The following is a 20,334-nucleotide window of genomic DNA, read 5'->3' as shown; positions in this document are numbered from 1 at the left end:
TAATATAAAATTACTCCAATTCTGAATAATCCCCTAAACTTACACTTGAAAACTCACCATTATACTTGACATTATTACCAATCATAGCATAATCCAAATTAGCATTTTTAATGCTTGAATGGGTCTGAATTAAACTATTTTTAATGGTGCTATTTTCAATGATTGTACCGTTACCAATTGACACATGTGGTCCAACCGTAGCATCCCTTAACACCACATCCTCACCAATAAAGCAAGGTTCAATAATATTCGCGTTTTCTAAATGAACTGAATCGGCGATTAATTGTTCTTCACCATCCTCCTTTAAGAAATCAAGCATTTTACCATTAGTCTCAACAGTTATTGCTTTATTTCCACAATCCATCCACTCATCTACAGTACCTGTTTTAAATATCTTACCATCGGCCATCATGCGCTTAATACCATCATTAATTTGGTACTCGCCTCCATTGGTAACGTTCTCATCAAGAATTTCTTGTAATTTATCTTTTAAAACAGCAACATCCTTAAAATAATAAATACCAATTACGGCTTGATTACTTACAAACGTTTGTGGTTTTTCGACCAATTCTACAATGTCACCACTCTCATTTAATTTTACGACGCCGTATGCCTCTGGATTTTCAACTTCTTTAGTCCAAATCACACTATCAGCCATCTGGTCCAAATCGAATTTGGCACGAATAAGTGTATCGGCATAAGCAATTACCGCCGGGCCTGATAAAGAAGGTTTTGCACACATAATGGCATGTCCCGTTCCTAAAGGTAAATCCTGACGATAAATAGACGCTTTAGCCCCTAAACTGGTGGCTAATGCTTCCAAACTTGCAACTACATCATCTCCAAACCAAGCCGGATCACCCAAAACAAAGGCTATTTCTTCAATAGGTTCATTCAATACTTTTGCAATATCTCTAACCAATCTATGTACTATGGGCTGTCCTGCTACAGGAATTAAAGGTTTTGGTACAGTTAAACTATGTGGACGTAAACGAGACCCGCGTCCCGCCATTGGTACTATTATTTTCATATTTACTACTAAGTCTTCTTTAGTTCGCTTTATAATTTCAACTCTTAAACAGGCAATTATTTCACACCGGTGCTGCCAAAACCACCTTCTCCTCTGGTTGTTTCTGTTAATTCATCTACAGCAACCCATTCAGCGCGTTCGTGCTTAGCTATCACAAGTTGCGCAATACGTTCGCCATTATTTATTACGAACTCATCATTAGAAAGATTCACTAAAATCACGCCTATTTCCCCTCGGTAATCGGCATCAACAGTTCCCGGAGCATTTAGAACGGTTATTCCTTTTTTAGCTGCCAATCCACTACGAGGTCTAACCTGTGCTTCATAACCAACTGGTAATTCTATAAACAAACCGGTACCAACAATACTACGTTCTAAAGGTTTTAACACTCTAGGTTCCGACAGATTCGCCCGTAAATCCATTCCCGCCGAAGCTAAAGTTTCATAATTAGGCAGCTCGTGACTTGATTTATTTATAATTTTAATTTGCATATTATCTATTTATCAATTGTTTTAATTCTTCTTTTTCCAGGTAAAAAACCATTGCCAAAAATACTAAAACTAAAGCGGTATTTATATAATAGTTCTCATTTGTATTTAGAGCTACTACCGATAAAACAACAGCCAAACTTAAATAAGTTACTATACGTTTTAAATTATAAGGCACAGCATAATGCTTTTGTCCAAAGAAATAAGACAGAATCATCATAGACCCATAAGCTAATAAAGTTGCCCAGGCCGCTGCAATAAAACCTATACGTTCAATCATAAATACATTAAACAGAATGGTAACAACTCCACCAACAACCGATAAATACATACCATAACGTGTCTTATCGGTTAGTTTATACCAAATGGCCAGGTTAAAATAGATTCCCAAGCACAAATTTGCTAATAACACTATAGGAACGATATTAATGGCTACCCAATAACTTTCATTACGAACAATGAGCATTTTAAAAATATCTACATAAGCAATAATAAACACCAACATTAAACTCCCACAGATAACAAAATACTTCATAATTTGCGCATAGGTTTCTTTGGCGTTTTTCTCCTTGGCATGATTAAAAAAGAATGGTTCGGCCCCTAACCTAAAGGCCTGAACAAAAATGGTCATAAAAACAGCTATTTTATAACACCCACTGTAAGCTCCATTTATTTCTTTTCCTAATACAGAAGGTAAAAGCCATTTATCGAAATTTTCATTAATTACATAAGCTAAACCAGCAACCATTATGGGCCAGCCATAGTTGAGTAACTGTTTGAAAATTGATATGCTAAATACTAATTTGGTCTTAAAGAAATAGGGACTTAGTAATAAAAAGGTTGTGCCACTAGCTACCAGGTTAGCAATAAAGATATATTTAACCAGATCGTTACTATCATAATTTGAAAATTTTATACCAAATACAGGAACCGCCCAAAGGAAGAAAAAATTTAGTATAACATAAATAATAATATTACTCAGTTTAATTGCTGTAAACTTAATAGGACGTCCTGTAGCCCTTAAATAAGCAAATGGAATAACAACAATGGTATCTAACACCAAAACGCCCAATAAGAGATTAAAATAGCTTTGTTTTAGGTTTACGAATTCGGCTAATTCCGTGCTAAAAGAAAATACAACTAGTAAAAACAATAAGGTAGTAACACCTAGACTAATTAAAGCTGTAGAAAACACTTTTTGTTTTTCCTCACTTTTGGTAAAAAACCTAAAAAAAGCGGTTTCCATACCATAGGTTAGTAAAACATTAAAAAAGGCCGCATACACATAAAAGGTGGTATTATCAGAATAACTAACCGTTCCGAGGGTTTCCGTATGCAGAGGAACCAGAATAAAATTCATAAGCCGTGGCAAAACCGTTGCCAGACCATAAATTATGGTGTCTTTGAAGAACTTTTTTATTGTGCCCAATTAGAAAGTAGATTTCGTTTGCTAAATGTACGTTTTTAGGCTTTGATGACCAAAGATAAGTTGTATATCAAAAGCTTAAAAACGCATTCCTACGGTATAATTAAAAAAGCCCCACTTTACGTGAGGCTCTCTGTATATAACAACTGAAATAAATCCAGTGTAAGTTTCTAGTTATTCAAAGCTTCAGCTCCACCAACAATCTCAAGGATTTCGTTAGTAATGGCCGCCTGACGAGCTTTGTTATAAGTTAATTTTAGCTGATCTCTTAACTCCGTTGCATTATCGGTTGCTTTATGCATTGCGGTCATACGTGCACCATGCTCACTGGCATAAGAATCTCTAATACCTTTATACAACTGTGTTTTTAAAGACTTAGGAATTAACTGTTCTACAATTTCTAATTTAGATGGCTCGAAAATGTAGTCTGATGTTGTATTTCCTTCAACCTCTACAGGTAAAATTGGTAAAAACTGCTCCGTAGTCACGATTTGAGTTGCTGCATTTTTGAATTTGTTATACACAACTACAATTTTATCAAACTCACGCGCCACAAATTTATCCATTAATGATTGTGCAATTTCAGCAACATTATCAAAAGTTAAGTCGTCAAATAACGCACTTTCATTAGCAATCACTTTATTGGTTCTCTTAAAAGCATCATTAGCCTTTTTACCAATTGCCAAATAAGACACATCTTTATTAGCGTAAGTATTAGTCGTTAAGTTATTAACCTCTTTTATTATATTAGAGTTAAAGGCACCTGCCAAACCTCTATTAGAAGTTATAGCTACGATTAACACTTTTCTTACCTCGCGTTGTTCTGAGAACGCACTTCCAGAATCTGCATCTAAAGTTGCACTTAAGCTCTGTAAAAGCTCAGTTAACTTATCTGCATAAGGACGCATTGCAGTAATAGCATCTTGTGCCTTTTTTAACTTTGCAGCCGATACCATTTTCATGGCACTGGTAATCTGCATCGTAGATGACACCGATGTAATTCTGTTACGTATTTCTTTTAAGTTTGCCATAATTTGAATTTGTCATTCTGAAATTAAATTCAGAACCTTCTTTATATAATAATGAGATCCTGAATGCGATTGACATTCAGGATGACATTACAGCTTTTTATGCTCTATATTTACCTGATAAATCTTTTGCTACAGCAGTTAATGTATCTGTAACTTCATCAGTTAATTTACCTGCTTTTAAAGTTGCTAAAGCATCACTGTGCTTAACTCTTAAGAACTCGATGAAATCTCTTTCGAATTCTTTTACTTTATTCACTGGTACATCTCTTAATAAGTTTTTAGATCCTGCATAAATAATTGCAATTTGATCTTCAACAGTATAAGGATCGTTTTGAGCTTGTTTTAAAATCTCAACGTTACGTTTACCTTTTTCAATTACGTTTAAAGTAACAGCATCTAAATCTGAACCGAATTTCGCGAAAGCTTCTAACTCACGGAATTGTGCTTGGTCTAATTTTAAAGTACCAGATACTTTCTTCATGGATTTAATCTGAGCATTACCCCCTACACGCGATACTGAAATACCTACGTTAATAGCTGGACGCACACCCGAGTTAAATAAATCACCATCTAAGAAAATCTGTCCATCTGTAATAGAGATTACGTTAGTTGGAATATAGGCCGATACGTCACCTGCCTGTGTTTCGATAATTGGTAAAGCTGTTAAAGATCCACCACCTTTTACGATTGGCTTTAACGATTCTGGTAAATCGTTCATTTCTTTAGCAATATCATCATCGTTAATGACTTTTGCAGAACGCTCTAATAAACGAGAGTGTAAGTAGAAAACGTCTCCAGGGTACGCCTCACGTCCTGGTGGACGACGTAATAATAATGATACCTCACGGTAAGCTACCGCTTGTTTAGATAAATCATCATAAATGATTAATGCTGGACGACCAGTATCTCTAAAATACTCACCAATAGCAGCACCAGTCATTGGAGCATATACCTGCATTGGAGCAGGGTCTGATGCGTTTGCCGCAACAATAGTAGTATAAGCTAAAGCCCCTCTATCTTCTAAAGTTTTAGCAATGTTCGCAACTGTAGAAGCCTTCTGGCCAACAGCTACATATATACAATATACAGGCTCACCTGCATCGTAAAATTCTTTTTGATTTAAGATCGTATCAATACAAACAGTCGTTTTACCTGTTTGACGGTCACCAATAACCAACTCACGTTGACCACGACCTACAGGAATCATAGCATCAATAGATTTAATACCTGTTTGTAATGGCTCGGTTACAGGCTCTCTATAAATAACACCCGGCGCTTTACGCTCTAATGGCATTTGGAAAGTTTCTCCAGTAATAGGACCCTTCCCATCAATAGGGTTACCTAAAGTATCTACCACACGACCAACAATACCTTCACCAACATTAACAGAAGCAATACGATTAGTACGTTTTACTGTAGATCCTTCTTTTACAGCAGTTGAACCACCTAATAATACAATACCTACGTTATCTTCTTCAAGGTTAAGTACAATACCTTCAAGACCACCTTCAAATTCTACTAACTCACCATATTGAGCATTAGCCAATCCGTAAGCACGTACAATACCATCACCTACAGTTAATACAGTTCCAACCTCGTCTAATGAAGCACCTGCTTCAAAACCTGCTAGTTGTTGTTTTAAGATTGCTGATATTTCAGCTGGTTTTACTTCTGCCATCTTATTATTTATTTAGATACTATAAATATCTTAGTTTAATGAAAATTCTTTTTTTAATTTATTAAGCTGATTTGCAATACTTGCATTATACTGCACATCGCCTACTCTTAAGATAAAACCGCCAATAATGGATTCATCTACTATATTTTTTAACTGAACATCCTTACCTGTAAGCTCTTTTGCCTTAGCTAAAACCTGTTCTTCTAACGCAGCATTTAAAGCTACCGCTGTGGTAACTGTTGCTAATTCTATACCCTGCGCTTGATCGAACAACTCAGAATATTTAGCTGCTACTTGATCTAAAATAGCCACTCTGTTATTAGCCACTAATAGATTTATTAGGTTGGTTATTTCTTTAGTTGATTTACCGAAAACCTCTAATAAAACTGCCTTTTTTACTGAAGAACTAACTACAGGACTTAGAAGCATTTCTTTTAAGTCATTGCTTTTAGAAATAGTATCAGCAATTAACTTCATATCATTGTTTACCGCCTCTGCAGATGTATTATCTGAAGCTAAACTTAAAACCGCCTTTGCGTAACGTATTGCTGCTCTCGCTCCCGTCATGATATCTCTTAGTTTAATTTAGCGTCGCCAATCATAGACTCCACTAAGTTTAATTGCTTGTCTTTACCAGCTAATTCCTCGTTTAAAATCTTTTCAGCAATTTCTAAAGATAATCCTGCTACGTGACTTTTAAGTTCCGCCATAGCCGCCTTTTTCTCTCCTTCAATAGCCGTTTGAGCTTGCTCGATTAATTTATTAGCCTGAGTTTCTGCTTCAGATTTTGCTTCCTCAATCATTTTATTCTTAATATCGCGCGCCTCTTTTAACATTGTCTCACGCTCAACTCTAGCTTCTTGTAATAATCTTTCGTTATCTGCCTGAAGATTTTGCATTTCTAATTTTGCTTTTTCAGCAGAATCTAATGCATTTTGAATACCTTCTTCACGATTTTGTAAAGAATCTAATATTGGTTTCCAAGCAAACTTTCTCATTAATAAGATAAGCACTAATAAAATTATTGCTTGCATGAAAAACAATCCCGGAGAAAAATCATTTAATAACTGATCCATGTGTTGTAACTATAAATTAGTTTATACTATTTTTTGTTTAATTCTTTTAAAACAGCTTCTGCAACCAACCGTTGCAGAAAACTGATTTATTTGTTTTTGTTAGGAATTATTTCCCTAAGATTAATGCACCGAAAGCCAAACCTTCTAATAAGGCTCCAATGATGATCATCGCAGTTTGGATTTTACCAGCTGCTTCAGGTTGACGAGCAATACCTTCCATTGCTTTACCACCAATTTGACCTAAACCGATACCACCACCGATTACGATTAATCCTGCTCCAATTAAATTGTACATACTAATTGATTTTAAATATTAATTAAACAAATTCTTATTAGTGATGGTCATGTTCTTCAACTGCCATTCCTATAAATAACGATGATAACATCGTAAAAATAAACGCTTGTAAAAAGGCTACTAAAATTTCAATAACCGAAATAAATAATGCTAACACAAAAGACATCCCTGTTGAGGCTACCGGCCCAAAGGCTTCTTTCATGGTAATCATTAATGCTATTAAACTCATTACTACAAAGTGACCTGCCGTCATATTTGCAAACAAACGAATTAATAGTGAAAAAGGCTTAATTAACACAAAACCTATAAGCTCTATAACCGCTAATATGGGCCTTAAAACTACTGGCACGCCTGGCATCCACAAGGTGTGAACCCAGAAATCTTTACTACCACTAGTTAAATAAATGATTGCTGTAAATATGGCTAAACAAACGGTTACCGCAATTTGACCTGTTACATTAAATCCAAGCGGCGTTAATCCCAATAAGTTTAATATCCAGATAAAGAAGAAAACAGTTAATAAAAAGCTCATGAACTTTCTATATTTCTTCTCACCAATATTTGGACGCGCAATTTCATCGCGCACATAAATTACTAACGGCTCTAAAACACGTCCCATTCCAGTTGGTATAGCACCCTTCTTATAGCCTTTAGCTAAAGCACCAAAGCCTAATATCATAAGTAAACCTGCTAAAAGCATCCCTACAACACTTTTAGTAATAGAAAAATCTAACACTTTATGTGCATTTGTCGGGTGGTGATGATCATCAAACTGCACTTGATGAGCACCTGCTTCTAACTCGTATATTTTACTGTGAATTTTCGTTAATTGTACACCACCTTTTTCTACTATAACATGACCGTTATCGTCGTGGTGAAATTCAGAAGACATAAACACTTTTAAACCTTCACTAGTCCATACAATTACAGGTAATGGAAACCCATAATGCACACCGGTTTCATGATTAGTATATAAGTGAAAATCGTGAGAATCCTGAAGGTGATGTTTTATGTAGGCGTTTATTTTTTCTGGAGTATCTATTTTGTCTCCTTTACCATGCCCTTCTTGATCGTGTTCTCCTCCATTAGCTAACGCTGATATAGAAGTCATCATTAAAACTAAAACTGCAATAAACTTGATAGATTTTTTTGCTACCATCATACCTTTACTAACTAATGACATTTATGCTCTGTAAAATTTTGTGCAAATGTACACAATAATTTAAAAACCCAAACCCTTTTTTTAGTTAGTTTTATTAATTGATATTTATCTCACAAAAACCTGGTAAATACCTAGACTATTTATCATTAAGAAGTCTTGCAACCCCAATAGCTTCAGCTATTAAAAATAAAAACAGAGGTAAAACTAGCGCCAAACGTTCTGCCAGAGACAAACTATCTTTAGCAAAAACCGACTCTTGAAATATTAACACAAAGGCACCTATTTTAAAAAACATAAACATGAGATAGGCATACCCCGCCTGATTCGGCATTTTGCTTGCTACAAGCTCTACACTTGTATAGACTATTAGTGCCGCTACAGCATGAAACACATACACATGCCAAAGTATAAATGATAAAGTCTCTGTGTTTAAATAATTATGAATGGAAAACGATACAATAAAAAGGAAAACGATACTTATTGTAAATATTAATATTCTTTTAATCATTATTGTCCTTATTGGTAATATTAAGCACCTGCCTAATAACAGAAAACATTGCTAGAAAAACTGCCAGCAATGTTACTATTTTATAATACAACTGATTAGCGTTTTCAAATTTTACATCTAACCACTCACCTAACTTACTTCCCAGATATATAGTAAGGCCCATTTGAATAGCGATAGATGTAAATCTGATGTACTTACTAAGCTGTTTGGGGTTTTCTTGATTTTTCACTTGCGTTCATTTCTTTAACCGCACCTTTCATAGCACAGGTTACATTAAAATTAGCTCCAGGCTCAACAGCTAGTTTCCCTGCAATAACCTCTCCTTCAATAGAAGCTGAAGCTTTTAATGTTAAGGTTCCCGTTAAATTTAATTTCCCTGAGAATCGGCCTTCAAAATACGCATCCGTACCATTCAAAGTACCGTTTATAAATCCGGCTTTCCCAACCACAACCTTGCCAGCTGTTTTTACATTACCTTCAACCGTGCCATCAATTCTAAAATCACCTTCTCCTGTAATATCACCCACAATTTTAGTGCCTTGTGATATTATATTTTGACTTGAAGTTCCTTCTACCATTTTTTTATCTTTTTTATTATCCGAAAACATAATACTACTAATTTTTAATGCTATTAATTCAATTATTATCCCTATTTAAATAAGCATCTAAATTCTTATGAATTTGAATAATTTGATAATTAGTAGATGCTATGGTAAAATATGGGGCTTTTAATTTTTTTCGATCGTCTTTTTCCAGTATCTGATTAAACGTATACGCTACCTGTTCGTTAGTAATACCATGCACTAATACAAAGGTAGTTGTAGGATTATATACGTCGATTGAAGATTTTAAGTCGTAATACTTAACATTTTTTAGAATGTCGTCTAATTTCTTTTTAAACGCATCCACCTCATCTCGGTTTGCATTTTCAAACTTAAACACCACCTTATAATCGCTATATACGCTATCGTTAACCCGTACAAATTCCTTTTTAGCTAATCGTGGCAATACTTTAGTTTCTATATCCTGTGCTTCCTGTCCTTCAGGAACATTCGCATAGGTTACCGCAATATAATTTATAGCCTTACTATATGCGTCATATCCATACAATCGACCAGTAGCTGTAGCTTTCAACAACTCTAACTTAGGCACAATGGGTTCGCCATCAAAACGACTAATGTAATCTTCTGCTTTATTAATAACATCGGGGTATTCCTGATTTTGAAATTGTTCATATAAGGCCTCATATAAACTTTCCGGACTATTTTCATCCTTATCGGAAACCAAATCAGGATTACTTAAAATCATGGCATAACGTGAATCGGGATACAGATTTATAATTTCAGCCTTTGCGATAGATGCCTCATCCTGCTCCCCTAGCTGCTCATAAATTTTGTACAAATTGTATTTTGATGGTAAGACTAAACGTTCTTCAGGCTGACTTTGCAATAATTCCTGAAATTTCTCTTTAGACAGCTGATATTCCTTAAATTTTTCCTTGTAAATAAGTCCTAATTGATAGTAGGCATAATTTCGATCTTTCCAGATACTATCTATAACTTTTTCCTCGGTTGGAATTTTAGAAATATAAAACTGCGGATCGTATAACTCATCTTCCGAAGCTGAAGCTACAATTGCAGCACTGCTTTGATTTCCCATAGAAGTCTTTCCAGTAGCCGACCAACGCCAGTTATCATCTAATGCACGATCACCCCAAATCTTTATAAACTCATTTTTTCCGTAAGCCACGGTTGTTGGGTTATAGAAATAAAAAGACGCCTGTCCTGGCAATCCCGGACCGCCTGTTTGAGGTGCAAACCCAGGAGGACCATTACCTCTTACACCTGGATTGGCAGTTGCTAAACCTTGATTACGTTCTGCTATTTCTTCGCGCTCCTTTTGCTCTTCTGCTTTTTGCTTTAGATTTTCTATAAAAGTTTCAAAATAAGCCGTTCTTTCAGCTTCCGATAAATCTACCAAATAAAGTATACTGTCGTTTACCTTGGCAACCTCTTCATAATAGATAACATCATCTAAATTATCGCGTTTACGCTTTATTATTCGATATGGTTTGGTGTTTTCCACCAAATTAGTCATTGTACTGTCGTAATAATTTCCAGCTAATCGATATTCTGAATGATCAAAATTCATATCACCCAAAATCTCATAATTTTTAGCCTTCAGCAATCTATCCCGCGAATTGGTTCGTAAACTCTTGTTAAAGTAAGCGATAGCTAGGGTATCCGAACCGTTATTCAAATGAAAATATCCCGTCTGATGGTAAATCTTATCCAAATAAGGACGGTTTTCTCTATTTTCTGCCAGGTCCGAAAGCAATTCTGCAACTTCCAGTTTATTGCCTGTATCAGAATCAAAGTTTCTAACCTTTTCAAGATAAGCCGTAATCATATAAATTCGGGGCGTTCTACGATTAAGCGCTATTACCTTATCGAACGCGATATTAGCACTATCCTTATACCCTAATTGATTATAAAGTTGTCCTTGAATAAATCGGTACCGACCACGCTCATCGCCACTTTTGGTTGCATTCGAAGCTATTTCCAATTGCGTAATGGCACTATCGACTGATTTCGTATTCAAATAAGCTTGCGCCAACATAGATGACGCATCGGCTAAATCCTGATTGTCTAATTCTTCAAGCTCCAGTAAACGTTTTAGGTTTTTAATGGCCAACTCATTATTATCTAGACGAATATTCGTTTTTTCACGCCAAATTCTCGCTTGATTTATTTTATCACTACCTGGATATTTATAGAGAATGTAGTTAAAGGCTTCCAGTGCAGGTACAAACCGCTGATCGAAATATCGGGCTTTTCCGAGAAGTAAATAGGCTTCATCAATCTGCGGATTTTTCTCCTTGCCATCAATATCCATACTATGTTTTTGAATGGCTTTTACGGCTTTCTCTTCTGCTCTGGAAAAGTTCTCATTTTTAGATTGACCAGGAAGCACCACCTCATCTAATATTTGCATGCGCTCTATGGGCAGTACATCCCAGTAATTATCTTCATAACTACTATTTAGCGATGCCCTGCCTGCCTCTAAGGCATTATAACCGTTATAAAGCGTATTAAATTCAGCCGCTACTGCATGATAATTACGACTAATAAATTTGTCCTTTTTACGCGAACAACTTACCGCCACTAATAGGGTACATAAAATAACGAATAAAGCTTTAAAAGATGTTCTCAACGTTGGTGTTTTAGTCCTAGTAAAATAACTACAATTACTTATTTATATTATGTAAGCAGGTAAAAATAAGCATCTTTTTTGATTATGCTTAAAAAAACGCTCACTTTTAAATCATGCACTAGTTTGCAAAATGTAACTCCAGCTCCTTTAAAGTTTCTTGATTGGTCTCTAAGTCTTTTACTATCACGCCCTTTTCTAAAACAACAATTCGGTTACAAACATCTGTGACATGTAACAGGTCGTGACTCGATATTAAGACCGTTACCCCTTGTGTCTCTGTTAGACCTTTAATAATACTTTTTAACCGAATTTGAGTTGACGGATCCAGATTAGCAAAAGGTTCGTCTAAAATAATGACTTCGGGGGTTCCAATAAGAGCAGCGACTATACCCACCTTCTTCTGGTTTCCTTTACTAAGATCTCGCAGATATTTTTTCTGATTTAAGATTTCACCATGAAAAAAATCTTCATACTGCGCAATTAACACATCAACATCGGCTTTGTTTTGTCCGCGTAATTCACCTATAAAATAAAAATACTCCTCAGGTGTTAAATAACCTATTAAAAAAGTCTCATCGATAAAAGCCGATGTAAAAGGCTTCCAGTCTTCACTTTTATCCACACCAACCCCATTATTAATTATTTCACCTCTTGAAGGCTGTATCAAATCCAACAACAAACTAAAATAAGTTGTTTTCCCTGCTCCATTATTCCCAACCAAGCCAAAACTCTGACCTTTTGGAATTTCTAAATGCTCTATATCTAGCACGACCTTGTTATTATACTTTTTTGAAAGATTGGTTGTAATAATCATACATTTTAATTGGATTCTTTATATGCCGAAAGCGTTTTATACTTTTCAGATTTATATACTTTTTCTATAATATTGAAAACTTTATTCTTAAACAAAAACCCCATAACCCCGCACGAAGCCACTAAAGCAAACCCAAATGTAGCGCCTAAGGTGTAATATCCAATGGCATATATAACCAAAGGTAAAAGGAGTTTTGGAATGGCAAAAAACATGAGTTTTGGACTAAATGATTGTTTATCTCCAAAGGCTTTTTTATTGGAAGTTAAATCTATGGGCGTTTTAAGATAGGCCCCTCCCCACAACACCATATGTGAATTTACCCCAATATTATACATAGCACCAACAACCACAGCAGCGTAAGCTTCCCAACCAAAGTACAAATAGAATCCAGACAGGATGGTTGATAAAACAGTAGCAAGAACCATTAAGTACCATTTAGAAGTCAAATACGCTTTGTATCTGATATTTTGACTCATCAATAGCGGGTAATATGCACTATCCCAGCTAGGCACCAATTGCCCGAAATTCAATAAAAATCCACCAGAGACAAATATACCCGCAAACATTTTCCAAATTGGACCTTTGTAGGCATCAATTGAATTTGTAAAAAATGCCAAGCCGTAGAATAAAAACAATAAACTCATTAATAAAGTGGTTTTTGCCCGCTTATTTCTTTTCAGCAATCTTATATCGTTCTTTAAAAATATAGAAACATGACCAAATCTATTTAACCAAGTATAATCTTCGCTCTTTACCGATTCTATTTTACCAGATAATCCCATATCTAAATAAAAATTATTTGTAAAATATTTGAAAGCCATTTTATATAAAACTACCAGGGCGATAACAGGGACAAAAGCGAGATATGGTTTATAATAAAATGATTGAAAAATGGGCTGTGTTAATTGAGTAACATCAAAAATATCAACATAGTGCAGTACCCCAAAAACAATCATGGTTCCCAAGACCGCATAGAAAATACCATTTTTATTATTTACAAAAACGTTAATAAAATTGCTGCAATACATCATAGCTGTAACAGCTAAATACCACCCCATAACATTTATAAAAGGATAATCTTCTATTAACAAGGCTACAGAAAAGGGTATAAACAAAAAAGCGTGTATACCATTAAAAAAAGAGAATATGGTTTTATTTAAAGCAAAGGCTACAACCTTCCGCTTCTTTAGTGGCAAATACAGTAAAGGTTTAATATTAACCACAGGCATTTTCTGAAGAAAATATCGAGACACTAAATCAGCCGTCAAATAAAAAACAAGATACTTATTAAAAAACGCAAGAGGATCTTCTTCAGGAAATGTTTCTCGCAAAATATAAAACGACCCAATACCCATGAATGAAAAACAGAGTATCATAAACAAGGCAAAAAATCCCATTAAAATTTTTATCGCCAGATTATTACCAAAACTTTTAGAACGGACAAACGACTTCCATTCTAAACTTAATAATTTCAAGGTCATATAGTTGTAGCTTCTCTTCTATGAGAAATTAGTGTTTTTTTAAATCGAAATGTTACAAATAAAGTTAATATTCAAAAACTACTTCACTATTTTTGTCAAAAATTAAGATATGTCATCATTTCACAAACTTTCTATTAAAGACATAAATAGAGAAACTAATAAAGCAATAAGTATTAGTTTTAACGTTCCAGAGAATTTAAAAAGTACGTTTAAATTTACCGCAGGACAATATATCACCTTTAAAACCATTATTGACGGTAATGAAATTCGTCGTGATTACTCTCTTTGTACATCACCAAAAAGTGGCGAATTAAAAGTGGCGATTAAAGAAGTTCAGGATGGTACGTTTTCTGCCTATGCTAATAACACCTTGCAGGCTGGAGATACCTTAGAAGTTGCTCCGCCAAAAGGACGATTTACCTTTACACCAAACGATTCTAAAACTAAAAACATCGCACTTTTTGCTGCGGGAAGTGGTATTACACCGGTATTAAGCATTATTAAATGTGCTTTAGAAGAGGAAGTTCATAGTAAAGTTATCTTAGTCTACGGAAATAAAACAACCGAAGACACCATGTTCCTTAATGAATTATTGGAGCTTCAACACGCATATAAAGAGCGTTTTGTCATTCAATTTGTATTTAGCCAAACCACCGAAGACAATGCCATTTTCGGACGCATAGAAAAAAGCACCGTAAACCTCATTGTAAAAAACAAATACAAGCACGTTGATATTGATGATTTCTATTTATGTGGCCCAGAAGCCATGATCAACACCGTTAAAGATGTTTTAACAGACCACGGTATTGATTCCGAAAGAATTCATTACGAATTATTTAAAGCAGCAAAATCAGATGAAGTTACAGAAGTTACAACGAACACCGAAGTAACCAAAGCCACCATCATTGTAGACGACGAAGAAACGGTTATTGAAATGTCGCCAAAACAAACCATTCTTGAAGCAGCACTGGATGAAGACTTAGACGCACCCTATTCATGTCAGGGGGGAATTTGCAGTAGCTGTTTAGCTCGTATTAAAGAAGGCGAAGCCATAATGACTCAAAATAACATTTTAACAGAAAATGAAGTTGCCGAAGGTTTAATTCTTACCTGCCAGGCACACCCAACAACACCAACTATTGTTGTAGATTATGACGATGTTTAATTAAATGGATATAGAATAAAAATAAAGGCTATTGTTATACAATAGCCTTTATTTTTTCTACGATTTTTTCTGATGGAATACTCCCGGCTGCCTGAATATACTCCTCCGGACATTTATTCCCATAAATAGAAGTGGGTATTAATGGATACTTATGCCTATCGGCTAACAAGCAGTAATCTTCTGGCTGATTAAACGGTGCGAACCCCGCATAGGGATGCGTAACACCCCAAATAGTTACCACTTTTACGCCATACATAGCTGCGATATGCGCATTTCCTGAATCCATAGATAGCATCACATCTAAGTTAGAAATAAGATCTAATTCTTCATGAAATGATATCTGCCCTGCGAGATTTGTACAATTATCGAAGCTATGAGCTATCTCATTCAGTTTGGCCTCCTCTTCACCTTCAGCACCAAATAAAAATATCTGATAGGTTTCTGATAAGGTTTTTATAACCTCCACCATAAATTCTAGCGGATACATTTTACCGGGATGCGCTGCAAAAGGAGCTACACCTATCCAAGGCCTGTCCTTTTCTGGTAATCCTTTAAGTTGTAATTTTCGAGGCTCAGGAAACCTTGGCTGCGTTAAATCAACGGTATAGCCTAAAGTCCTGAAAACATCGGCATACCTTTCATGAGTTGTTTTAAGAGGTTTAAATACCGTTCCCGACACCAAGGCCTTCTTTTCTTTTCTGCCTTTATCTATAGACACAAAGCGTTTACACCTAATAAACTTCTTTAATAATTTAGAACGCAGCACACTATGTAGATCTGCTACCGCATAAAATCGCTGCTTCTTATTGAGTTGTCGAGCCAATTTATACAAACCAAAAAGACCTTTGTGCTGCCCCTTAACATCGGCTTCAACAACATCGACATTTTTTAAACCTTCAAAAAAAGGCATAAAAAAAGCCCGAGTTAAAACTGTAATTTTAACATCGGGATTTTGATCTATTAAAGCTCTTAAAACAGGTACAGTCATGGCCACATCGCCCATGGCAGATAAACGAATCACGAGAATGTGCTTGACTGATTCCGGCATAAAAAGGGCGTATATTACTTTTGTCCTCTTAAAACAGGATTAAGCTCATCATCGTTATACATTTTCATCTGCTTGTATACTTTCATATACTTATCGCCATTCTGAATATCGGCAAGTAAAGTGTCGATGGCTGTAGATAAATCTACACGCTGCTCTAATAAGACATTTAACTTTGCCTGACAAACTTCACGGTGGGCCTCACTGGCATCTTCACGTGTAGCTTCTTCATTCATATGGTAGATTTTCAATGCTAAAATTGATAACCTATCTACACCCCAAGCAGGACTTTCTGTATTTATCGTCGCATCTTCTTTTGGAGTTACATCTTGGTATAACTCTAAAAAATAGCTATCGATATACTCAACCATATCCGTTCTATCCTGGTTAGAAGCATCAATCTGACGTTTTAAAGTCAATGCAGCTACAGGATCAATTTGCGGGTCACGAATAATATCTTCATAATGCCACTGTACGGTATCAATCCAACACTTTCTGTATAACAAATGCTCGATTAAATCACTTTTAGGATAAGGGTTTTCAAAAGGTTGATCTACCGTGTTTATAACGTGATAGGTATCAATTACTTCCTGAAAAATTTTATTTGCTTTACTTGTAAACATGAGGTTTTAATTTTAAAATGCAAATATACGTCTATTTAATTAACTTTATTGATCAAAACAAAAGATTGAAGCCTATGCACGTTCACCATATATCGGAAGAAAATTCAGTTTTAAATAACTTTATTTCTGAAATACGAGATACCAATATTCAAAAGGATTCCATGCGATTTATACGTAATATTGAACGTATTGGAGAAGTATTAGGATATGAAATGAGTAAAACACTAAACTTCAAGACTTCAAACATAAAAACACCCTTAGGATTTAAATCCATGCATGTCTTGTCTGAAGACATTGTTTTATGCTCTGTCCTTAGAGCCGGAGTACCTTTGCATAATGGTTTACTCAACTATTTTGACGCTTCTGAAAACGCCTTTATTTCGGCCTACCGCCATCACAAAAACAACCCCGAGAGTTTTGAAATTGTGGTGGAATATCTATCATGTCCCAGTCTTGAAAACAAAACACTTATTTTGGCCGACCCTATGTTAGCAACAGGACAATCTATTGTTGCAACTTCCGAAGCTTTAAAACCATTTGGCAACCCTAAGGCCATTCACTTAGTGAGCGTTATTGCATCTCAACAAGGTGTAGACTACGTGTCAAATCATTTTAACCCCGACACCCACCTATGGATTGCAACCATTGACGAAAAACTAGACAATAAAGGCTACATCATTCCCGGTCTCGGTGATGCCGGAGACCTTGCATTTGGAGAAAAACTACAACATTAATAATAGAAGCGGCACGATTACCAAAATAGAAACAAAAGCTTCTTTAAACCATTTTTCACGAATGGTTTCAATGTAATTAGTCATAATAATAGCCAAAGGAGCGAAAGCAAACAAGAACTCGCTACTGGTTTTATCAGGAGTAAGTATCACAATTAAACATGCAATTAAAACAGCAAAAATGATAATTTTAAAAGTAGCCCGCGTTGCTTTCTTTTTTCGTTTTATATTTTGAAGATAAAAAAATGAAGCCCAAACACTAAAGGATAAAACCGTTGCAATACCAATCACCAAACGCACCGAATTATAAGCAGTAAAATCGAAACCAACTGCGGGCAACGATTTAAACACCGAAAAATAGTCGTTATACAGCAATATAGATGTACTTGTGGCTATTATAAATACCGTTGCAACACCTGCAAAAGGAATCAGCCAATGTCGAATATTGTAATCCGTATACAGTATCAAACTAATTATGATCAGTACGAAAAACAAAATGGCCCAAAAGTAAAACATAGCTGCAATAGCAATCCAAAAAGCGGCATCGAACAACTTCTTTTTAACCTCTTTTTGAGAACGCAAACTCATGAGACGGCGTAATGCTAGTAATACAAAAAAATTAGCCCATATAATATTTACATCTAAAGTTGTATGTACAAACATGAGCACAAACACTCCAAACAATAAAACATCATAATTATTTTTCCTGGTTAAATTGTTCTTAGTAATTATAAAACTAACCATTAAAAGGGTGATACAACACAGTAAAAAAATGCCCAACTGACTCAAAAAGAAACCAAGATAAGAAGTATCTAAATCAAGATCTTGTCTGGCTGCAATAAAGGCAACAAGTGTTATAAAAAAAACAATGACAAAATTTAACGGCTTAGATTTATTAAAAATGCTTGCTATCATTAACTGTTTTTGTATTTTTGCTTCGTAAATATACTAACTATGAAACGGATATGTTAAAAATTTTTAAAGCATAAACGTTTATTAGCAAGATTAAAACACTAAAATAAACTCATGAAAGACTTCTTTTACGCGATACAGGATTTGTTTGTAAATGTACTTTTCGCACCACTTGATGCCATAAGAGCATTAGAACTGGAAAACTGGTTTGCTGCAAACACGATTTCTTGGATTTTTATCATCATAGGATTTGTTGCTATGGTTTACTGGATGAAGCAACTAAAAACCTTTAATGATAATAATGAAGAAGACAAATCTGTTTCTTCACATTCATTTTTATAAATCGAATCCTATATCTTTACGATAATACATCTTATCAAAATGTAGTTTTTCTATATTTTGGTAAGATTTTTTTATGGCCTCTTGGTACGTATTTCCATAAGAGGTAATCGCCATAACACGACCGCCTGAAGTTAATACCTTACCATCCTTTAGTTGTGCCCCTGCATGAAAAGGAATAGAATCTTCAATGGCCTCAATTCCTGTAATTTCCTTTCCTTTTTCATAAGCTTCCGGATAACCGCCCGATACCAGCATAATAGTTGTAGCCGCACGTTCATCAATCTCGATAGAAATTTTGTCTAGGGTACCGTCAGCCATAGCCTGAAGCACTTCAACCAAATCATTCTTTAATCGTGGAAAAACCACTTCGGTTTCAGGATCTCCCATACGTACATTGTATTCAATCACTTTAGGGTCGTCTCCTACCTTTATTAATCCGATAAACACAAAACCTACATAAGGCAAGTTATCCTTTTTAAAACCAGCTATTGTAGGCTTTACAATGCGCTCTTCAATTTTAGAAAGAAATGCATCGGTAGCGAATGGTACTGGAGAAACAGCTCCCATACCCCCTGTATTTAAACCAGTATCTCCTTCCCCAATGCGTTTATAGTCTTTAGCCGTTGGAAGAATCTTATAGTTTTCACCATCGGTTAGAACAAAACAACTCAATTCAATCCCATCCAAAAATTCTTCAATAACCACTTTCGTACTGGCTTCACCAAACTTAGCATCTACTAACATGCTTTTTAATTCAGCTTTGGCTTCATCTAAATCATTTAAAATAACCACACCCTTACCTGCCGCTAAGCCGTCTGCTTTTAACACATATGGAGGCTTTAAAGATTCTAAAAAAGCGTATCCATCTTCTACGGTATCGGCTGTAAAACTCTCATATGCCGCCGTTGGGATATTATGACGGTATAAAAACTCTTTGGCGAATTCTTTACTACCTTCTAATTCTGCAGCCACTTTTTGTGGACCAATGACAGACACGTGCTTAATAGCATCATCATTCAAAAAGAAATCATGAACCCCTTGTACCAATGGATCTTCAGGTCCTACAACCACCATATCGATACGTTCCTGTAACACCAATTCTTTAATGGCCGCAAAATCAGTAACACCAATATTTACATTGGTTGCCACATTTGCGGTTCCCGAGTTCCCTGGAGCCACAAATAAATTATTACATAATGGACTTTGAGCTATTTTCCATGCAAATGTGTGTTCTCTTCCGCCAGAACCAAGAATTAAAATGTTCATTGTATCGATGTTTTTATGATACCCTTACAAAGGGTTGAAAATTTGATA

22 protein-coding genes are annotated in these 20,334 nt (G+C 35.3%); 3 read left to right on the top strand and 19 right to left on the bottom strand.

Annotated elements, in window-relative coordinates:
• Positions 1 to 10: 10 nt before the first annotated feature.
• The 15 genes from H611_RS0109530 to H611_RS0109460 form a co-directional block, all read right to left on the bottom strand.
• Positions 11 to 1,030, bottom strand: a complete 1,020-nt coding sequence (locus tag H611_RS0109530; protein WP_027138151.1) for a nucleotidyltransferase family protein — start codon at positions 1,028 to 1,030, stop codon at positions 11 to 13.
• A gap of 56 nt (positions 1,031 to 1,086) precedes the next feature.
• Positions 1,087 to 1,521 carry a dUTP diphosphatase gene (gene dut / locus H611_RS0109525; RefSeq protein ID WP_027138150.1) on the bottom strand — a complete coding sequence of 145 codons (435 nt, stop codon included), beginning with the start codon at positions 1,519 to 1,521 and terminating at the stop codon, positions 1,087 to 1,089.
• 1 nt (position 1,522) lies between these two features.
• A complete protein-coding gene (locus H611_RS0109520) occupies positions 1,523 to 2,947 on the bottom strand; it encodes an oligosaccharide flippase family protein (protein ID WP_027138149.1) in 1,425 nt (474 codons plus the stop codon).
• A 167-nt stretch (positions 2,948 to 3,114) separates the two neighbouring features.
• On the bottom strand, positions 3,115 to 3,975 hold the full coding sequence (atpG, locus tag H611_RS0109515; protein ID WP_027138148.1) for an ATP synthase F1 subunit gamma: 861 nt from the start codon (positions 3,973 to 3,975) through the stop codon (positions 3,115 to 3,117).
• 97 nt (positions 3,976 to 4,072) lie between these two features.
• Entirely contained in the window at positions 4,073 to 5,653 is a 1,581-nt protein-coding gene (gene atpA, locus H611_RS0109510) for a F0F1 ATP synthase subunit alpha (protein WP_027138147.1), read from the bottom strand.
• A gap of 30 nt (positions 5,654 to 5,683) precedes the next feature.
• Positions 5,684 to 6,220 carry an ATP synthase F1 subunit delta gene (atpH, locus tag H611_RS0109505; protein ID WP_027138146.1) on the bottom strand — a complete coding sequence of 179 codons (537 nt, stop codon included), beginning with the start codon at positions 6,218 to 6,220 and terminating at the stop codon, positions 5,684 to 5,686.
• Between the two features lie 8 nt (positions 6,221 to 6,228).
• On the bottom strand, positions 6,229 to 6,729 hold the full coding sequence (locus H611_RS0109500; protein ID WP_027138145.1) for a F0F1 ATP synthase subunit B: 501 nt from the start codon (positions 6,727 to 6,729) through the stop codon (positions 6,229 to 6,231).
• A 106-nt stretch (positions 6,730 to 6,835) separates the two neighbouring features.
• Positions 6,836 to 7,024 carry an ATP synthase F0 subunit C gene (gene atpE / locus H611_RS0109495; RefSeq protein WP_004569351.1) on the bottom strand — a complete coding sequence of 63 codons (189 nt, stop codon included), beginning with the start codon at positions 7,022 to 7,024 and terminating at the stop codon, positions 6,836 to 6,838.
• A gap of 37 nt (positions 7,025 to 7,061) precedes the next feature.
• Positions 7,062 to 8,207 carry a F0F1 ATP synthase subunit A gene (gene atpB, locus H611_RS0109490; protein WP_394330429.1) on the bottom strand — a complete coding sequence of 382 codons (1,146 nt, stop codon included), beginning with the start codon at positions 8,205 to 8,207 and terminating at the stop codon, positions 7,062 to 7,064.
• A 115-nt stretch (positions 8,208 to 8,322) separates the two neighbouring features.
• Positions 8,323 to 8,694, bottom strand: coding sequence for a DUF6168 family protein (locus H611_RS0109485; RefSeq protein ID WP_027138143.1), 372 nt, complete (start codon positions 8,692 to 8,694; stop codon positions 8,323 to 8,325).
• Complete coding sequence (locus tag H611_RS14665; protein ID WP_027138142.1) at positions 8,687 to 8,923, bottom strand: AtpZ/AtpI family protein; 237 nt, start codon at positions 8,921 to 8,923, stop codon at positions 8,687 to 8,689. The genes H611_RS0109485 and H611_RS14665 overlap by 8 nt, the downstream gene beginning before the upstream one ends.
• Complete coding sequence (locus H611_RS0109475) at positions 8,892 to 9,302, bottom strand: bactofilin family protein (RefSeq protein WP_027138141.1); 411 nt, start codon at positions 9,300 to 9,302, stop codon at positions 8,892 to 8,894. Before H611_RS0109475 ends, H611_RS14665 begins: the two co-directional genes overlap by 32 nt.
• Before the next feature lie 28 nt (positions 9,303 to 9,330).
• Positions 9,331 to 11,907, bottom strand: a complete 2,577-nt coding sequence (gene porW, locus H611_RS0109470) for a type IX secretion system periplasmic lipoprotein PorW/SprE (protein ID WP_027138140.1) — start codon at positions 11,905 to 11,907, stop codon at positions 9,331 to 9,333.
• A gap of 118 nt (positions 11,908 to 12,025) precedes the next feature.
• Complete coding sequence (locus H611_RS0109465; protein WP_027138139.1) at positions 12,026 to 12,721, bottom strand: ABC transporter ATP-binding protein; 696 nt, start codon at positions 12,719 to 12,721, stop codon at positions 12,026 to 12,028.
• Positions 12,722 to 12,726: 5 nt separating this feature from the next.
• Positions 12,727 to 14,202, bottom strand: a complete 1,476-nt coding sequence (locus H611_RS0109460; protein ID WP_027138138.1) for a DUF5687 family protein — start codon at positions 14,200 to 14,202, stop codon at positions 12,727 to 12,729.
• 109 nt (positions 14,203 to 14,311) lie between these two features.
• On the opposite strand from H611_RS0109460, the gene H611_RS0109455 reads away from it, so the two are divergent.
• Positions 14,312 to 15,367, top strand: coding sequence for a ferredoxin--NADP reductase (locus tag H611_RS0109455; RefSeq protein ID WP_027138137.1), 1,056 nt, complete (start codon positions 14,312 to 14,314; stop codon positions 15,365 to 15,367).
• Between the two features lie 34 nt (positions 15,368 to 15,401).
• Here H611_RS0109455 and H611_RS0109450 read toward each other — a convergent pair whose 3' ends face one another.
• On the bottom strand, positions 15,402 to 16,415 hold the full coding sequence (locus H611_RS0109450; protein ID WP_027138136.1) for a glycosyltransferase family 9 protein: 1,014 nt from the start codon (positions 16,413 to 16,415) through the stop codon (positions 15,402 to 15,404).
• Positions 16,416 to 16,429: 14 nt separating this feature from the next.
• A complete protein-coding gene (locus H611_RS0109445) occupies positions 16,430 to 17,035 on the bottom strand; it encodes a DUF4254 domain-containing protein (protein WP_027138135.1) in 606 nt (201 codons plus the stop codon).
• Positions 17,036 to 17,109: 74 nt separating this feature from the next.
• Here H611_RS0109445 and upp point away from each other — a divergent pair, with 74 nt between their 5' ends.
• The gene (upp, locus tag H611_RS0109440; RefSeq protein WP_027138134.1) at positions 17,110 to 17,769 is read left to right on the top strand and encodes a uracil phosphoribosyltransferase; all 660 of its coding nucleotides are present in this window, start codon (positions 17,110 to 17,112) and stop codon (positions 17,767 to 17,769) included.
• On the opposite strand, the gene H611_RS0109435 is transcribed toward upp, so the two are convergent.
• On the bottom strand, positions 17,758 to 18,681 hold the full coding sequence (locus H611_RS0109435; protein WP_027138133.1) for a DUF6427 family protein: 924 nt from the start codon (positions 18,679 to 18,681) through the stop codon (positions 17,758 to 17,760). The genes upp and H611_RS0109435 overlap by 12 nt on opposite strands.
• Positions 18,682 to 18,792: 111 nt before the next feature.
• Here H611_RS0109435 and H611_RS0109430 point away from each other — a divergent pair, with 111 nt between their 5' ends.
• Positions 18,793 to 19,020 (top strand): DUF6341 family protein, encoded by a 228-nt coding sequence (locus tag H611_RS0109430; protein WP_027138132.1) that lies wholly within the window; start codon positions 18,793 to 18,795, stop codon positions 19,018 to 19,020.
• Here the strand turns inward: H611_RS0109430 and purD are convergent.
• The gene (gene purD / locus H611_RS0109425) at positions 19,015 to 20,286 is read right to left on the bottom strand and encodes a phosphoribosylamine--glycine ligase (RefSeq protein ID WP_027138131.1); all 1,272 of its coding nucleotides are present in this window, start codon (positions 20,284 to 20,286) and stop codon (positions 19,015 to 19,017) included. The genes H611_RS0109430 and purD overlap by 6 nt on opposite strands.
• Between the last annotated feature and the right edge of the window lie 48 nt (positions 20,287 to 20,334).

Origin of the sequence: Gaetbulibacter saemankumensis DSM 17032 (genome assembly GCF_000425645.1) — a bacterium.
Taxonomy (GTDB): domain Bacteria; phylum Bacteroidota; class Bacteroidia; order Flavobacteriales; family Flavobacteriaceae; genus Gaetbulibacter; species Gaetbulibacter saemankumensis.
The sequence above is the reverse complement of the archived record's forward strand: the minus strand, read 5'-3'. Positions and strand labels throughout refer to the sequence as shown.

Coding starts and splice junctions, on each gene's coding strand:
- H611_RS0109465 (WP_027138139.1), bottom strand. CDS start 12,721: ATGATTATTACAACCAATCTTTCAAAAAAGTATAATAACAAGGTCGTG.
- H611_RS0109485 (WP_027138143.1), bottom strand. CDS start 8,694: ATGATTAAAAGAATATTAATATTTACAATAAGTATCGTTTTCCTTTTT.
- H611_RS0109455 (WP_027138137.1), top strand. CDS start 14,312: ATGTCATCATTTCACAAACTTTCTATTAAAGACATAAATAGAGAAACT.
- H611_RS0109500 (WP_027138145.1), bottom strand. CDS start 6,729: ATGGATCAGTTATTAAATGATTTTTCTCCGGGATTGTTTTTCATGCAA.
- atpG (WP_027138148.1), bottom strand. CDS start 3,975: ATGGCAAACTTAAAAGAAATACGTAACAGAATTACATCGGTGTCATCT.
- atpE (WP_004569351.1), bottom strand. CDS start 7,024: ATGTACAATTTAATTGGAGCAGGATTAATCGTAATCGGTGGTGGTATC.
- H611_RS0109430 (WP_027138132.1), top strand. CDS start 18,793: ATGAAAGACTTCTTTTACGCGATACAGGATTTGTTTGTAAATGTACTT.
- atpB (WP_394330429.1), bottom strand. CDS start 8,207: ATGTCATTAGTTAGTAAAGGTATGATGGTAGCAAAAAAATCTATCAAG.
- atpA (WP_027138147.1), bottom strand. CDS start 5,653: ATGGCAGAAGTAAAACCAGCTGAAATATCAGCAATCTTAAAACAACAA.
- H611_RS0109450 (WP_027138136.1), bottom strand. CDS start 16,415: ATGCCGGAATCAGTCAAGCACATTCTCGTGATTCGTTTATCTGCCATG.
- H611_RS0109445 (WP_027138135.1), bottom strand. CDS start 17,035: ATGTTTACAAGTAAAGCAAATAAAATTTTTCAGGAAGTAATTGATACC.
- H611_RS0109435 (WP_027138133.1), bottom strand. CDS start 18,681: ATGATAGCAAGCATTTTTAATAAATCTAAGCCGTTAAATTTTGTCATT.
- atpH (WP_027138146.1), bottom strand. CDS start 6,220: ATGACGGGAGCGAGAGCAGCAATACGTTACGCAAAGGCGGTTTTAAGT.
- H611_RS0109460 (WP_027138138.1), bottom strand. CDS start 14,202: ATGACCTTGAAATTATTAAGTTTAGAATGGAAGTCGTTTGTCCGTTCT.
- purD (WP_027138131.1), bottom strand. CDS start 20,286: ATGAACATTTTAATTCTTGGTTCTGGCGGAAGAGAACACACATTTGCA.
- H611_RS0109530 (WP_027138151.1), bottom strand. CDS start 1,030: ATGAAAATAATAGTACCAATGGCGGGACGCGGGTCTCGTTTACGTCCA.
- upp (WP_027138134.1), top strand. CDS start 17,110: ATGCACGTTCACCATATATCGGAAGAAAATTCAGTTTTAAATAACTTT.
- dut (WP_027138150.1), bottom strand. CDS start 1,521: ATGCAAATTAAAATTATAAATAAATCAAGTCACGAGCTGCCTAATTAT.
- H611_RS0109475 (WP_027138141.1), bottom strand. CDS start 9,302: ATGTTTTCGGATAATAAAAAAGATAAAAAAATGGTAGAAGGAACTTCA.